At 65.2% G+C, this 14,850-nt stretch carries 16 protein-coding genes; 4 read left to right on the plus strand and 12 right to left on the minus strand.

Features of this window, described 5'->3' with window-relative positions; all coding sequences use genetic code 11:
* The first annotated feature begins 50 nt into the window (after window positions 1–50).
* On the plus strand, window positions 51–275 hold the full coding sequence (locus tag ACIBJI_RS03635) for a hypothetical protein (RefSeq protein ID WP_364344544.1): 225 nt from the start codon (window positions 51–53) through the stop codon (window positions 273–275).
* Window positions 276–351: 76 nt separating this feature from the next.
* Here ACIBJI_RS03635 and ACIBJI_RS03640 read toward each other — a convergent pair whose 3' ends face one another.
* From ACIBJI_RS03640 to ACIBJI_RS03655, 4 genes are all read right to left on the minus strand, one after another.
* Window positions 352–2,358, minus strand: a complete 2,007-nt coding sequence (locus ACIBJI_RS03640) for a protein kinase (RefSeq protein ID WP_397082898.1) — start codon at window positions 2,356–2,358, stop codon at window positions 352–354.
* Window positions 2,359–2,676: 318 nt separating this feature from the next.
* Window positions 2,677–3,417 (minus strand): hypothetical protein, encoded by a 741-nt coding sequence (locus ACIBJI_RS03645; protein WP_397082900.1) that lies wholly within the window; start codon window positions 3,415–3,417, stop codon window positions 2,677–2,679.
* On the minus strand, window positions 3,414–3,977 hold the full coding sequence (locus tag ACIBJI_RS03650; RefSeq protein WP_364344535.1) for a hypothetical protein: 564 nt from the start codon (window positions 3,975–3,977) through the stop codon (window positions 3,414–3,416). The genes ACIBJI_RS03645 and ACIBJI_RS03650 overlap by 4 nt, the downstream gene beginning before the upstream one ends.
* A gap of 64 nt (window positions 3,978–4,041) precedes the next feature.
* A complete protein-coding gene (locus ACIBJI_RS03655) occupies window positions 4,042–4,932 on the minus strand; it encodes a DMT family transporter (protein ID WP_364344532.1) in 891 nt (296 codons plus the stop codon).
* Window positions 4,933–4,994: 62 nt separating this feature from the next.
* On the opposite strand from ACIBJI_RS03655, the gene ACIBJI_RS03660 reads away from it, so the two are divergent.
* Window positions 4,995–5,906, plus strand: a complete 912-nt coding sequence (locus tag ACIBJI_RS03660) for an AraC family transcriptional regulator (protein ID WP_364344529.1) — start codon at window positions 4,995–4,997, stop codon at window positions 5,904–5,906.
* On the opposite strand, the gene ACIBJI_RS03665 is transcribed toward ACIBJI_RS03660, so the two are convergent.
* Together ACIBJI_RS03665 and ACIBJI_RS03670 are read right to left on the minus strand one after the other, a co-directional pair.
* On the minus strand, window positions 5,816–6,436 hold the full coding sequence (locus ACIBJI_RS03665) for a hypothetical protein (protein WP_364344526.1): 621 nt from the start codon (window positions 6,434–6,436) through the stop codon (window positions 5,816–5,818). The genes ACIBJI_RS03660 and ACIBJI_RS03665 overlap by 91 nt on opposite strands.
* 43 nt (window positions 6,437–6,479) lie before the next feature.
* A complete protein-coding gene (locus ACIBJI_RS03670; RefSeq protein ID WP_396957216.1) occupies window positions 6,480–6,962 on the minus strand; it encodes a MarR family winged helix-turn-helix transcriptional regulator in 483 nt (160 codons plus the stop codon).
* A gap of 75 nt (window positions 6,963–7,037) precedes the next feature.
* On the opposite strand from ACIBJI_RS03670, the gene ACIBJI_RS03675 reads away from it, so the two are divergent.
* Window positions 7,038–8,495 (plus strand): MFS transporter, encoded by a 1,458-nt coding sequence (locus ACIBJI_RS03675; protein WP_364344520.1) that lies wholly within the window; start codon window positions 7,038–7,040, stop codon window positions 8,493–8,495.
* A gap of 141 nt (window positions 8,496–8,636) precedes the next feature.
* Here ACIBJI_RS03675 and ACIBJI_RS03680 read toward each other — a convergent pair whose 3' ends face one another.
* The gene (locus tag ACIBJI_RS03680) at window positions 8,637–9,365 is read right to left on the minus strand and encodes a helix-turn-helix domain-containing protein (RefSeq protein ID WP_397082906.1); all 729 of its coding nucleotides are present in this window, start codon (window positions 9,363–9,365) and stop codon (window positions 8,637–8,639) included.
* Window positions 9,366–9,471: 106 nt separating this feature from the next.
* Window positions 9,472–10,443: a helix-turn-helix transcriptional regulator gene (locus tag ACIBJI_RS03685; protein WP_397082908.1), complete on the minus strand. Its 972-nt coding sequence runs from the start codon at window positions 10,441–10,443 to the stop codon at window positions 9,472–9,474.
* A 110-nt stretch (window positions 10,444–10,553) separates the two neighbouring features.
* Between ACIBJI_RS03685 and ACIBJI_RS03690 the strand changes: the two genes are divergently transcribed.
* A complete protein-coding gene (locus tag ACIBJI_RS03690) occupies window positions 10,554–11,207 on the plus strand; it encodes a TIGR03086 family metal-binding protein (protein WP_397082910.1) in 654 nt (217 codons plus the stop codon).
* A gap of 43 nt (window positions 11,208–11,250) precedes the next feature.
* On the opposite strand, the gene ACIBJI_RS03695 is transcribed toward ACIBJI_RS03690, so the two are convergent.
* The 4 genes from ACIBJI_RS03695 to ACIBJI_RS03710 are packed head-to-tail and all read right to left on the minus strand — an operon-like array spanning window position 11,251 to window position 14,825.
* Window positions 11,251–12,216, minus strand: a complete 966-nt coding sequence (locus ACIBJI_RS03695; protein ID WP_397082912.1) for a glycine betaine ABC transporter substrate-binding protein — start codon at window positions 12,214–12,216, stop codon at window positions 11,251–11,253.
* Window positions 12,213–12,992, minus strand: a complete 780-nt coding sequence (locus tag ACIBJI_RS03700; RefSeq protein ID WP_397082914.1) for an ABC transporter permease — start codon at window positions 12,990–12,992, stop codon at window positions 12,213–12,215. The genes ACIBJI_RS03695 and ACIBJI_RS03700 overlap by 4 nt, the downstream gene beginning before the upstream one ends.
* On the minus strand, window positions 12,989–14,182 hold the full coding sequence (locus ACIBJI_RS03705) for an ATP-binding cassette domain-containing protein (RefSeq protein ID WP_364344502.1): 1,194 nt from the start codon (window positions 14,180–14,182) through the stop codon (window positions 12,989–12,991). Before ACIBJI_RS03705 ends, ACIBJI_RS03700 begins: the two co-directional genes overlap by 4 nt.
* Window positions 14,175–14,825 carry an ABC transporter permease gene (locus ACIBJI_RS03710; protein WP_364344632.1) on the minus strand — a complete coding sequence of 217 codons (651 nt, stop codon included), beginning with the start codon at window positions 14,823–14,825 and terminating at the stop codon, window positions 14,175–14,177. Before ACIBJI_RS03710 ends, ACIBJI_RS03705 begins: the two co-directional genes overlap by 8 nt.
* Window positions 14,826–14,850 lie beyond the last annotated feature (25 nt).

The raw sequence follows: 14,850 nt of genomic DNA on the forward strand, positions 1-14,850 counted from the left end.
TCTGAATTGTAGAGTGCGTGCGCGATTCGTCATGGTTCGGAGGATTGATCATGTTTCGTATTTCGCTATTTATTGCTGCTGCAGCTGCGGTGCTGTTTCCGGTGAGTGCGCAGGCTGATCCGGATGATCCTGGGATGCCTTGTGGGGATCAGATGGTCATGAATACGCATCGGGAGTGCGTTCAGATCGGCAGCTTTTGTACGTTGTCGGATGGGATGATCATCGGGAATATTGGGCCCGACGGGCGGTGCGTGATTCCCGGTACGAATATTTGATTGTAAATCCGCTGTTGCACCTGATTCGAGTCAGGTGCAGGGGGTTTCGTGTCGGTGCGGGCGAAAGGTGATGGGGTCAGCGGCCTCTGGGGTATTTGGTTACTACGGTGCCGTCGGTGTTGGCGGCTAGGTAGGCGCCGCCGTAGTCGTCGGTCAGGTAGACCATGACGGTTGGCTGGTCGTTGTTGAAGGTCCAGGCTGGGTCGACGATTACGTAGCGCAGGGTGGGGGTGGGTATACCGAGGCTTTCGTCGGCGGTCCGGAATAGGTCGGGGAGGATGTCCCAGTTGATCGAGCTCAGCTTTACGGTGGCCTTGTCCGAGAGCGGGCCGCCCGCGCCCTTTCGGGTGGCTGTTCCGTCGCGATAGACGAACAGGTCGTAGAGGTCGGGTTTGTTTTTGACCGGTGCGCCGACGTTGGCATAGGTCGGATAGAACGTTGCTTCGTTGAATTCTTGGCTGCCGGAGACCTTTTCGAGCGCGGCTATGGCCTGCCGGATGCCGGTCGGGGTCAGGAGGTCGACGGCTTTGCCGGTTACGGGTGCTCCGGACGTCGGGAATGCGGCTCGGCTTGTGGCGGGGAATTCACCGGTCGTGGGGGGATTGCTCGGATTGGCCTGGTTGCCGGTCGAATCGGGGCGCAGGACCACTATCGTGATCGTGGCGACGACGGCAACGATGACTGCGGCGGCCGCGAAGCCGGCGACGATCCCGCGTGAGAGTGGTTTGCGTGCAGGGGGATTCGTGAAGCCATGGGGGTACGTGGCGGGTGCCATGCCGCTGGGGCCGTGCAACTCGTCAACTGAGCCGGGCGAATTGAAGGCACCGGGGGCATTGCCCGCGCCTCGCGAATTGAATCCGCCCGGTGCATAGGGTGTGTCGGCCGCTCCGCGTGCGCTGAATGCGCCTGATGCGTTGCCCGCGTCTGGCGTGCTGAATCCGCCAGGCGTGTTGGGCGCGCTTGGCGTTTCGAATCCGCCGCGCGCATTTCCCGCACCGGGGGTGTCGAATGCGCTGGGAGTGCTGAAGCCGCCAGGGCCATAGGCTGGTGGGCTGACGGCGGCATGGGCCGCGCCTAGGGGGTTGGATCCGGCCGGCGCGCCGGCCGCACTCTGCCCGCCAAACCCACTCTGCCCGGCAAAAGCCTGCGGGCCACTGCCCGCCCCCGGTCCATCAATAGCCCCTGGACCCCTGCCTGCATCGGGTTCACCAAGAACTCCCGGCCCACTCCTCGCACCCGCCCCACCGAACACCCCCGGCGCACCGCCGAACCCAATCGCCTGCGCAAGCATCAGATCCACCTGCTCGGCACTCGGCCGACGATCCGGATCAGGCACCAACAGTGCCGTCAAAACCGCGGTCAACACCCCAGCCCGCTGCGGCGGCGGCACCTCCCCTCTGATGACGGCAGCAAGTGTGGCCACTGTGGACTCCCGCCGCATCGGGTGAAACCCCTCCACCGCGAAGTACAGCAGCAAACCGAACGACCAAAGGTCGGAGGCGGTGTGTCCCTCCTGGCCGCTGAGCCGTTCCGGCGCAACATAATCCAGCGAGCCGACCACGCTGCCGGTGGAGGTCAAACCGTTCATGCCGTTGATGGCGGCGATACCGAAATCGGTCAGGACCGGTGAACCGTCTTCGCGCAGTAGCACATTCGCGGGTTTGATGTCGCGGTGCAGTACACCGACTTGATGTGCGGCACGGAGGGCGGCGAGGATGCCACGGCCGAGGAGCACCGCTTGCAACGGCGGCATCGGCCCACCTGCCAGGTGATCGGCGAGACTTTGTCCGCGAACCAGTTCCATGACGATCCACGGATGTGCGACTTCGGGCGAATCCACGATGTGGTGGATGGCGACGACATTCGGATGACCGATCCGGGCCAGCGCCCTGGCCTCCCGCAACACCCGCTCGCGGTGCACGCCGGGCGAGCCTGCGCCATCCGTCTCAGCCCGCACTTCTTTGAGCGCGACCTCGCGATGCAGCGCGAGGTCATATGCGCGCCACACCGTCCCCATACCGCCGCTGCCGAGCGGCTCGAGCAACTCGAAACGCCCGTCGACCACTGCACGCTCGGAAATCACGGCGCAAGCCTATGGTATTGCCGCGCCCATGCGACATAGGTGTTTCACATCCATCATCCAGTGGAGATGAGACGGTCCAGTCCGGCGAGGATGTTGTCGCGCAGATTGGGCCAGGCGGTGTCGCGCGCCCGGGCTGACGCCCGCGATTTCGGCAACGCCGCGGGTGGTGGTCGCGGCGCAGCCACGGGTGATCGGGCTCTTTCCCGAGTCGGCGCACGCTGACGCCGTTGGCCCACAACCGATTCCGATACGAGAAGATTCCGGGCTCGATACAAGAGCCTGCAGCTGAACTCCTCCGCTGCCTCGGCCTGAACCGCGCTACTTCCCGCTGCCGACCAACTGGTCGAAGAAGGCGCGGTAGCTGCGCAGCGCCAGTCGCAGATCCTCGGTGTCGCCGTCCTCCTCGCGCGACCACAGCCGTTCCAGCGACTGCTTGCGCTCGGCCAGTGTGGCGGACAACTGCTGAACCGTCGCCATGACCAGATCGTCGGCCTGCGTCACCGCATCGTGGGGGTTGTCCACGAAACTGCCCTGCACCTGCCGCCATGCGGTGCGCAAGCGCTCAACATCGGCAGCATCGATGAGCGGCTGATCGCCGATCTCCTGTGGCCCTGTGGCAGCGCTCCCGCCTGCTGCCGCGCGTTGGTCTGCCGCTGTGCGTTGCTCTGCGGCCGTGCTCCTGCCCGCGGCTTCGCGCTGGTCTGTGGCCGCGTCTGTGCCTGCCGCGGTGCTCCCACCCGCGCCCGTGTGCTGGTCTGTGGTGGTGCCCCTGTCTGTGGCGGTGCCCTCACCTGTGGCCGTGCGCTCGTTCGTGGCCGCGCTTTCGCCCGCCGGCGTGCGCTCGCTTGCGGCCGCGCCCTCACCCGCCGCCGCGCCCTTGCCCTCAGCCCCGCTGACCGCCGAGGTATCGCCGCCCCCACTCGCCTCAGCTTCCGATATCGGTGCCGGCCCATACGACGCAGCCGAATCGGTCTCGGTGCCAGTCCGTGTCGCGGTAGGCGAAACCCCCTCCGGTACTTCGGCTTCCAGATTCCGCCGCCGCTCCTGCTCCGTGCTCATCGCTTTGCATCCTTCCTGTCCTCCGGCGCGCCGCCGAGCAGGTCCTCGAACAACTCGCGGTACTGCACCACCGCGAAACGCATGTCCTCGGTGGAGATTCGGGTATCGGAGCGCCGGACCGCGATCTCGTGTGCGGCGCGATAGTGGCCCACCGTCGCCGCGTGCTCGACGGACAGGTCGGCCAGCTGCTGGTCATACCCTTCGGTGGGATAGCCGCGCTCGGCCATGATGTCGGCGACAAGCACATCGGCCGCCGTTACCGCATCCGCCGGAGCGTCGACGAAGCGTTCCTGCATCTGCGCCCACTCGGTGCGATACCGCTGTTTTTCCTGCTCGGACAGCTCCCGTATATCGAGTTCGGCGTGGCGCCGCTCCCGTCCGCTCAGCTCACGGTCAGTGGCCTTACGGCTGTCCAGCTCTTGCATGGTCCGGTCGTATTCGGGCCCGAACTTCTTGCGCAGTCGCCTTTGCCGCAGCATCGGCCAAGCCGCGACCACCAACCCGGCCGCGACCAGCACCACCACCACGACGACCACTATTGCTATTACTGCAGAAGACACCCGATCCTCCTAGCCCAGACGGTCGTGTCGTCCACGTAATGCCTCGCCAGCGGCCATCCAAACCTCAGGAACGCACGTCAACTGGCTCTGGCGCGGGCAGCGGTGCTTCGCTGCGAGTGTTCAGCCAGGCACCGATGAACATGAGCGCGGCGCCGAGCGCCTGCGTCGGCGAGATGGACTCCCCGAGCAACATCCATGCACAGCTGAGGCCGAAGGCGGGCACCAAAAACATGGCCGCGGAGGCGGTCGCCGGACCGATCTGACTCACCGCGCGGTAGTAGAGGACATATGCGAGGGCGGTGGGCAGCGCACCCAGATAGGCCTGATTGAGCCAGAATCCGAGGTCCAGCTCGGACCACCGAACGTCGGAGAGTTCGGGAGCGGCGATGAGTCCGAGCGCGAGTGTGCCCGCGGCGGTGGCGTACACGGTGACGGTCGGGGCGGACAACCGAGACAACAGTGGCGCTCCGAGCATCGTGTAACCAGCCCAGCAGGCCGCCGCCGCGAGGAAGACGAGATCGCCGAGCACTCGATGGGAGCCGGTCTCGGGGATGCCGAGAATGAACACGCCCGCGCCGGCAACGGCCACGGTCAGCCCGACCATTCGGATGCGCGACAACCGAGTGCGGCCGAGCAATGCCGTCACGGCGACCGTGAAAATAGGTGCCGCCATCGGAACAATCACGCTGCCGTCCGCGGCGGGAGCCAGGGCAAGCCCGAGAAAGAACAGAAAGTTGTAGCCGAATACGCCGACCAGCCCGATCCCTGCCGCGCGAGCGGCATCCGGGGCGGGTAGCCGCGGCGCCCGCAGCACGATGAGCAGCACAACCGTGCCGATCAGGAACCGCAGAAATCCGGCGACCGCGTGCGGCACCTCGTTCACCGCAAGTTTCGAGGAGGCGAACGCACTGCCCCACAACGCCATGACCAGTATCAATAGCAATCGGATACGCACAGCTCGATCATCGGCGGGGTTCGCGCCCGAGTATTGAACGCTGGTGCGGCGACAATGGACAGGTGACCGAGCGTGAATGGGTCGACTACCGGCGAATGGCGGACCGCTCGGTTGAGGTCATGCACGCGCATTTCGAACGGCACGTCTACGACCTGCACAGTCACGAGACGTATTCGTTCGGACTGACCGAATTCGGCGCACAGACCTTCGACTGCCGCGGCGCCACGCGCACCAGTGCCGCGGGCATGGTGATGGCATTCAATCCGGACGAGCCACACGACGGCCACAGCACGACCGAACTCGGATTCACCTACTGGATCGCGCATATCGGATCGGAGTTGATCACCGATCTGCTTTCCGACCGTGCGGGCCGCCCGATCGGTCTGCCATTGTTCGCCGACCCGGTGCTCCGCGATCCGGTGCTTTTATCGGCGCTGCGCAAGCTTTGTGCGAGTCTGATCGGCCCCGCGACCGAACTCGCCGCCGACGAGGCATTGGCCGCCTCGGTCGCGGCACTGGTGCAGCGCGGCACCCGAACGCCGACGAGAACCGCTGTGGTGCAGGCCGGTTCGGTAGCCGATATCGCGCGACGGGTCCGCGCCGTGCTGCACGATCGCCATCTCGATCCCATCTCCATGGACGATCTGGCCGAGGCCGCCGAATGCAGCAGATTCGCGCTGTATCGCGCCTTCCGCGCCAATTACGGTCTGGCGCCGAGCGATTACCAACGGCTGCTGCGCCTACGCACGGCTCGCAGATTGATCGTCGCGGGGCGACCGATCAGTCAGGCGGCGATCGAAGCCGGATTCGCCGATCAAGCTCATCTGACCCGCTGGTTCCGGCGCTGCTACGGCATTACCCCCGGCGTGTATTTCGAAGCGGGTCAGGGCTCGACGGGTTCGAGCGTCGCACCGGTGAATGTCACGAAATCCGGTCCCTCGGTGAAACTTTCGGAATCTTCCTCACCGATGTAGAGGTCCAGATGCCGTGGGCCGCCGAGTCCCGGCGTGAATTCGTCGCCGATCGTCCAAGTCGCGGCAGTGAATTTGCCGCATACGCTCTCGGGACCCGCTGCTCCACAACCGGTGAGCCGCAACCGAGTTCCCGGTTCGATGCCATCTGCCGCGGCACTCTCGAAGGGATGCAGCGCCTCGCCTCGGGTGTCCCTCGGTTCGGTGTCGAGCCAGAAACCGACATCGTAGGACCAGTTCAGGTATTGACCCGCGTGCTCGCCGCTGGTGATCCGGCCGGTGCCCTCATCGCGCACCACATCGACGAAATCCTCTGGTAGCGAGCCGATTTCAACACTGGCATCGGTACATTCGAGATCGCTACAGCCGCGCACGGTTTCGAGTGGGCCGGAGTGATAGGACTCGACGGCGGTGTAGTACACCGTCACCGTCCAGCCGTTCCATTCATCGGCCTCGGTATCGAGTCCGCAGCCGACGGCGAGCGGCGACGTCACGAACAGCGACGCCGCGACCACCCCGTACCCGAACCTCACCGCAGCGATATTGCCCGACGTCGCGGGCGCCGCGCCACTCGCCCTAGTGGGCGGCGGGCGGGCGCGGCCACGGGTTCTCTTCGAGATGCTCTATCGACATATTGAACCGGGAGATGAGCCCGCTCATTTGCGTGATGTCGGCGGCGGTCCAGTCGGCGACGACCGCGCCGATGCCCTCCTGACTCTGCTCGCGATCGGCGGCCACCAATTCCAGGCCCTTGGCGCTGGCGCGGATCTTGCGGGCAATACCGCCGTCCGGATCGGGAACGCGCTCGACCAGTCCCTGCTTCAGCATCGCGGCGACCTGCCGGTTGATGGTGGAGATATCGAGCTGGAAGGCCTCCGACAGCTCGCGCAGGCTCAGGGGAGCGTCCATTTCCAGTCTGGTGAGGATCAAATACGCCGATCGGTCGAGCTGGAATCCGGGCCGGCGCAGCAGCGAGGCCGGGAAGTGTCGGGAGAGTAGGGTCAGCTCGAAGACGAGGCGGGTGAGCGCATCGTCATCCTCGGGACCTGATTCGGACATGGCCCACACTATGTCGGCTGAATCACGCCGATTGCAAATTGTGCACGATACATAAGATATGTACCGTACATATTCATGTCTGTTGCCGCCGACGTGTCTTCGACCGTCACCGAGGACGACGCTGCGCGCCGCCCCACATCCGGTCTGCTCATCGCGACCCTCGGCATGGTCGGTGTCGTCGTCTCGCTGATGCAGACGCTGGTCATTCCGATCATTCCCACCCTGCCGACGCTGCTGGACACCTCGGCGTCCAATGCGTCCTGGGTGATCACCGCGACCCTGCTGGCCGGTGCCGTGGCAACCCCGATCAGTGGCCGACTCGGCGATATGTTCGGCAAACGCCGGGTGCTGTTCGCCAATCTGGTGTCGCTGGTCGCCGGCTCGGTGGTGTGCGCGCTGTTCTCCTCGCTGGTTCCCGAAATCATCGGGCGCTCGCTGCAGGGCGCGGCGGTCGGCGCGATCCCGCTCGGCATCAGCATCATGCGTGACGAATTGCCCGCCGAGAAGGTGGGTTCCGCGATGGCGATCATGAGTGCCACGCTCGGTGTCGGTGGTGCGCTCGGTCTGCCGCTGGCGGCGGCGATCGCGCAGAATGCGGACTGGCACATGCTGTTCTGGACCGCGGGCGGGCTCGGTGTCGTCTGTGCCGCACTGGTTTTCGTCTTTGTACCGGAGTCTCCGGTGCGCACGCCCGCTCGTTTCGATTTCGGTGGTGCGGTCGGTCTGTCGATTGCATTGTTGGCCTTGCTGATTCCGATTACCAAGGGCGCGGACTGGGGCTGGGGCAGTGCGAGCACGCTCGGCCTGTTCGCACTGTCGGTAGTGGTATTCCTCATCTGGGGCTTCTTCGAACTGAAGCAGCGCTCGCCGCTGGTCGACCTGCGGGTTTCGGCGCGGCCGCGGGTGCTGTTCACCAACTTCGCTTCCATCGCGGTCGGATTCGCGCTCTACGGCATGTCGCTGACCTTCCCGCAGCTGATGATGGCGCCGGAACAGACCGGATACGGGTTCGGGCTGTCCATGGTCAATGCCGGATTGGCGCTGGCCCCAACGGGATTCGTCATGATTCTGCTGTCGCCGGTCTCGGCGCGGCTGTCGGCGGCCCGCGGCCCGAAGGTCACGCTGGCGCTCGGTTCGGCGGTGATCGCGGTCGGTTATCTGTGTGCCGTGGTGTTGATGAACAGCGTCTGGGAGCTCATGATCGCGGCGATGATCGTCGCGGGTGGTGTCGGTCTGGCCTATGCCGCGATGCCCGCGCTGATCATGGGCGCGGTGCCGCTCACCGAGACCGCCGCGGCCAACGGCCTCAATTCGCTGATGCGCTCGATCGGCACCTCGACCTCGGCGGCGGTGATGAGCGTCGTGCTCGCCCATATGACGATGCAACTCGGCCCGCACGTGCTGCCCTCGCGCGACGGCTTCCACACCACATTCCTGATCGCCACGGCCGCGGCCCTGGTCGCCATCGTGCTCACGCTGGTGATTCCGATGCGCAAGGCAGCCGATGCCGCCGACAAGGCCGGGCACGCCTGATCATTCGAACGACGACGGGGCCGATCCGCAATGGCGAGGATCGGCCCCGTCGTCGTTCGATGGCCGGATCGAGCACCTGACCGGCCACGCATTCGGGCCGTTGAATGGCCACCTGGGTGACGAGCCGGCCGCCGAGGCGGATCAGTCGATCGGCACCAGCGTGTACATCCACCACGGCCGCCGCGGGAATTCGGACATGAAGACGTTCAAGATCATTCGGCGCGGTTCGCGGCGTGCCGGATCGCGCACGTGGATCCATGTCCGGGCGATATCAGCCGGTGCCACATCGGTGAGCCACAGTTGCTCCCACTCCGGCGCCGACCGGCAGGCAGAGATGATCTTGTCCAACCGCTCCTGCGGCACCAGGCCCGGTGCCATCATCCGCAGCGCGTACACCATCAGATGCGCTTCCTTGTGCCACTCGTGCACGGCTTGTCTGGCGTCCGGATTCAGCATCGTCCACTCGAGGATATTGTCGCCGGGCTCGAGCCCGGGAAATAGCCGCAGATAAGCGGAGTTCGCCGCGACCAGATCGAAGGTAGGCACGATCTGGAACCAGGCGGGCTGGGCGATGCTGCGCAAAGTGCGCAGATCGGTGGGCAGCGGCACACTCGGCACGGGACCGTAGGTATCCGGAAACTGGCTCGCCTGCGTGAGGCTCACGATGTGGTCGCGGAAGAACACCGGTACACCCAGCGCATCGAACAACCGGCCCAGCGTTGCCGAGGTGGGCGCGACCACGCCCTGTTCGAAATCCTCGATCACCGACTGCGGGAATCCGGTGGCCACGGCCATCGCGGCGTGCGTGAGCCCGGCTGCTGCACGGCGCTCGCGCAGATAGCGGGCGATCGAAGGGCGGGTGTCCGCCATGGTGATATGCCTCCTGATTCCCTCGGGATCAAGAGCTGATCCACCGTTCACGTACCCGCTACAACCTAACTTCGACCGAAAAGCCTTGCCGCGACGTTGGATAACGCTAAGGTGCCAGTTCGACCGACTCGGTATAACGCCGTGCGAGGGTGCGCAGGTGCGCAACCAGTTCCGGCGGGCCCTCGACCCGGAAGTCCATCATGAGCATGCTCAGGTAGATGGCAATGGTCTCGAGGGCATCCGCGCCGGTCAGCAGGGTGCAGGTATCGGCGTCGACGGCCTCGACCACGCCGACAGCCGGGTTTACCCGGGCGATTACTGTCTCGGCGGGTGCCAGGACCGTCACCCGGGCGTGCACTTTCCAACCCGTGCTGGCGATATCGCGCATGACGAAGGCCACCAGGTCGTCATCGGGCAGCGACCGTGCGGCGAATCGGCGTGCCCCCGCGACGGCGCGCAGTATCTGGGCGACAGGAATCGCACGCCAGGAATGGGTTTCGAGGTCATAGGCGACCAGATACCAGCGGCGCTGCCAGTTGACCAGCCGGTAGGGCTCGATTTCGTTGTCCGCGTCGGCATCCAGGCCGATCTGCACGGTGGCGCCATCGCGGATGGCGCTCGCGAGCGTGGTCAGTATCGCGGCGGGGACCGGGGCATCCGGTTCGCGGGAGCCGGTGGTCGCCGGTCCGATGGCGGTCGCGTTGCGCAGCGCTGTCACCTTGCGCTGCAGGCGTTTCGGCAGGATCTGTTCGAGTTTGGCCAGTGCGCGGGCGGCATTCCCGGTGATATCGGCAATACCGGTTGAGCCGTCCTCGGTCAGGCCGATGGCCACGGCCACCGCGACGGCCTCATCGTCGTCGAGCAGTAGCGGCGGCATGGTGCTGCCGCGGCCGAGCCGGTAGCCGCCGATCGCACCCCGCTCGGCGTGCACCGGATAGCCGAGTTCGCGCAGCCGTTGGATGTCCTTGCGTAGCGTTCGGTCCGTGATGTCGAGCCGTTCGGCCAGCTCACGGCCGGTATGCGCGCGGTCCTGCAGCAGCGAGAGCAGGCGCAGAACTCGCGTTGTGGTGGCCGCCACCGTCGCCTCCGAAAATCTTTTTGGATTAAGCCGATGTATTAGGAACGAAACTAGCCTAATAGCTGCATAGGCTTGGTGACATCAGCAAGAAGGAAAAAGAAAGGCCAGTCATGAACATCACCACTGCCGCCGACGCCACCGCGACCCTGCGCCCCGTCTGGCGTGATGTCCTCGCCACCTGTTACCGCGCGCTGACCGATGTGGTCGCCGGTATCGGCGACGACCAGTGGCAGTTGCCGACCCCGTGCTCGGAATGGGATGTCACGCAGGTGATTCAGCACGCCGCAGGCGATCAGCTCGCCTTTGCCGAAGCGCTCGGTATCGGAATCGGCCCGGCCTACAACCCCTTCGACCCGTCCGGCGCCATCGAGGGCACCGCCGCCGAGTTGGTGCGCGATGCGGTCGAGCAGACCGAGACCGCTTGGGCTACCGTCACCGACGAGACCGAGACGGTGCCCACCCCGCTGCCGCACGGCGCGCTGCCGACCCCGGTCGCCGCCGTCATGTGCGCACTGGACGCGGCGGTGCACGCCTGGGATATCGCGATCGCTACCGGACAGTCGTCACCGTTGAACGACGAACTCGCCGAATACCTGCTCACTGCCGCGCGGACCACGAACCCAGCGCCCGGCGGCGGTCCGGAGGCGGAAATCGTTGAGCCGCTGCGTCAGTGGGGTGCGTACGCCGCAATCGTCGACGGTGCGCAGGACGACACGGCGGTCGCCGAGTTGCTGCGCTACCTGGGCCGCGATCCCCAGGCCTGATTCAAATGGGTCCGAGTGTGCAAAGTGCGCGCTCGGACCCATTTCAGCGAGGCGTGACGAACCCTTCCGCCACCATCCAATCCCGCGCTACTTCAGCGGGTTCGCGGCCATCCACGTCTACCTGGCGATTCAATTCGGTGATCGCCTCATTGGTCAGCTTCTTCGATATCGGTGCCATGATGTCGGCGACCTGTGGATGCGCATCGGCGAAAGACTTCCGCATCACCAGTGCCGCATTGTATTTCGGGAAGAAGCCCAGATCGTCCTTCAGCAAGACGAGCCCGAGCGCCGGAATCCGGCCGTCGGTGGCGGCGACCGAACCGAACCGGCACTGCTTGGCATCTGCGGTCGCCTGATAGACCACCGCATCCTGCACGATCTGCTTGTGCACCTTGCCGGTATCGATCCCGTACTTGCGCGCCATCCCGGGATAACCATCTTGGCGCACATTGAATTCGGTGCCGACGCAGGTCGCGGCGGCGGCCGGATCAGTGGCGATCAGCCGGGCGTAGTCGGACAATGTGACAACACCGGTCTCCTTCGCGGTGTTGGCGCTCATCACCAGCGCGTAGGTGTTGTTCATCGGGGCCATATCCGTCCACACGATGCCGTGCGCGGCCAGATCCGCGTCGCGAACCGCCTCGAACTGCCCGACCTCATCCGGAACCGGTGTCTCGTTGCCGAGATAGTTGATCCACCCGGTACCGGTGTATTCGTAGGAGATGTCGATCTGCCCGTGCAGTTGGGCATCGCGAACACTGTTGGAGCCCTGGATATTCGTCAGATCGCGGACCTGCGCGCCCGCCGCCGAGAGCGCGAATTCGATGAGATATCCGAGGATGTTCTGCTCGGTGAAATCCTTGGAGCCCACCGTAATCGACACCCCGTCGAGCTCCGGTACCGGACGAATACTGCCGGGACCCACCCGCAGCGGCACCGCGCTTCCGGACTGTAATCCGCAGGCGCTCAACACGAATACGGCCGCAACACCCAGTACCCACGCCCTCACTTCAACCCCCTCGGCCCCAAGTACTGTTCGGCCAACGCGCCCAGCCAATCGACGAGCAGCGCTAGCGCGACCGCGAGTACGGCACCGACCACCAGCGTGACATTATCGCGCAGCTTGTACCCGGTATCGATCAGAATGCCGAGGCCACCCGCGCTCACCAGGAACGACAGCGTCGCGGTGCCCACGGCGAGCACCAGCGAGGTGCGCAGCCCGGCCAGGATATAGGGGATGGCGAGCGGAAATTCGATGCGGCGCAATACCGTCAGCGCCGACATGCCCTGGCCACGTCCGGCATCGATTACCGCCGGATCCACCTGCTGGTAGCCCAGGATCGTATTGCGCAGCACCGGAAGTAGCGAATAGAACGCGATCGGCGCGACGCCGATCCAGAAGCCGGTGGTGCGGGTGGCGAGGTAGAACAGCACGATCAGACCGATCGCAGGAGCTGCGGCGCCGATATTGGCGATCCCGACGAAAAGCGGTGCCAGGCGGCGGTATCCGGGCCGCGTGAGCAGTGTTCCCAGCGGCACCGCCACCGCGACGACGATCACCACCACTGTCGCTGTGATCAACACATGCTGCCAGGTGACGGTCGCGATATTGGATACGCTGATGCTGGCCTGCTGGGTGGCGGTGAGATCGCGCCGGAAGGCCCACCCCAGCACACCCGCCGTCAGTACGAGCACGAGCGCCGGTTGGACCAGCAGCCGAATGCGTTCGGCCCGCCGCAGTGTCGTCGGCGATGCCGTGGCCGGTGCGGTGGTCGCCGTGGTCATGTCGTCGCATCCGTCTCCGCGCCCGCATGCGTGGCGCGCATGGCCGACAGATGGCTGACGAGCGTATCGATCGTGATCAATCCGGCGTATTCACCGCGTCGGCCGGTGACGACCGCGGTCGCGGTCTGCTCGGCCAGCAAGGCCTCCAACGCATCCTGCAGTGTCGACTGCAGCGATAACTGCTCACCGACCGGAGATCCGATATCACGCAACGAATTCGCGTGTGCGAGTTGTTCACTCGAAATCCAGCGCAGCGGCCGCTGCTGGGCGTCGAGAATCAGCGCCCACGGCCAATCTCGTCCGGCCAGCGCGGCACGCAGGCTGTCGACCGAATCGGACTCCGGGGCCGTCGGGCAGCCGCCGAGTTCGACATCGCGGACCCGGGTGAGGGTGAGTTGCTTGAGCGAGGCATCCGCGCCGACGAAACCGGCCACGGTCTCATCCGCGGGATCGGCCAGGATCGCCGCCGGGGTGTCGTACTGCAGAATACGAGATTGGCTGCCCAGCACCGCGATTCGATCGCCGAGCTTCACCGCCTCATTGAAATCGTGGGTGACGAACACAATGGTCTTGCCCAGTTCGGATTGCAGACGTAGCAGCTCGTCCTGCAACAGGCCGCGGGTGATCGGATCGACCGCGCCGAACGGCTCGTCCATCAACAGCACCGGCGGATCGGCCGCCAACGCGCGGGCCACCCCGACGCGCTGCTGCTGACCGCCAGAAAGCTGCCTTGGATAACGATGGCGATAGGTGTCGGGATCCAGGCCGACCAGCCCGAGCATTTCGTCGGTCCGCGCGGCGACCTTCTTGCGGTCCCAGCCGATCAGGCCGGGCACTGTCGCAACGTTTTTCGCGACCGTCAGATGCGGAAACAACCCGGCCTGCTGGATGGAATAGCCGATGCCCCTGCGTAATTGGTCCGGATTCACGCCGGTGACATCGTGTCCGCCGATCGTGATGGTGCCCGAGGTCGGTTCGATGAGGCGGTTGATCATCCGCATGGTGGTCGTCTTACCGCAGCCGGACGGCCCGACGAGGACGACGATTTCGCCCGCTGGAATGGTCAGCGAAACTCGGTCGACAGCCGGATCACGTTGGCCCGGATAATGTTTGGTGACCTCGTCGAGCACGATCTCGACGCCGGATACCGTCGATGCCGTACTGTCGCCGCGGATTTCGGTATCAGTCACGTATTCCCCTCGAGGTGGTGAGTCGCCCGACGATGACGAAGATCCCATCGAGGATCAGCGCGAGTACGACGATCAGGATCGTGCCGACAAGCGCCTGCGGCACCGCATTCGGACTACCGAGCCGGGCCAGGCCGGAGAAGATCAGATTGCCGAGTCCAGGTCCCTTGGCATAGGCGGCAATGGCCAGAATGCCCATGATCATCTGGGTGCTGACCCGCATCCCGGTCAGTATCGATGGCCAGGCCAGCGGCAATTCGATGCGCGCGAGCACGCGCAGTCGATTCATGCCGACTCCGCGCGCGGCATCCACAATCGCCGGGTCTACCGAGGCCAACCCGATTATGGTGTTGCGCAGAATCGGCAGCAGGGCATAGAGCACCAGCGCGGTAATCGTCGGCCCGACACCGAGTCCGAGGAACGGAATCAGCAGTCCGAGCAGCGCGAACGACGGGACGGTGAGTATGGCACTGGCCAGCGCCGTCGCCACCGAGGAACCGAACGGGCTGCGGTAGACCAGCACTCCGATCAGCACGGCCACGATCGTCGCGAGCAGTATCGACTGCACCACCGCCGAGACATGCAAATACGAATCGGTGACCAGCTGTGCGCGCCGATGCACTACGAACGTCCACAATGTGTCCAGGGCCGTACCTCCGTTCGTGAAACGT

The organism is Nocardia sp. NPDC050408, assembly GCF_044458905.1.
In the GTDB taxonomy this organism is placed as follows: Bacteria; Actinomycetota; Actinomycetes; order Mycobacteriales; family Mycobacteriaceae; genus Nocardia.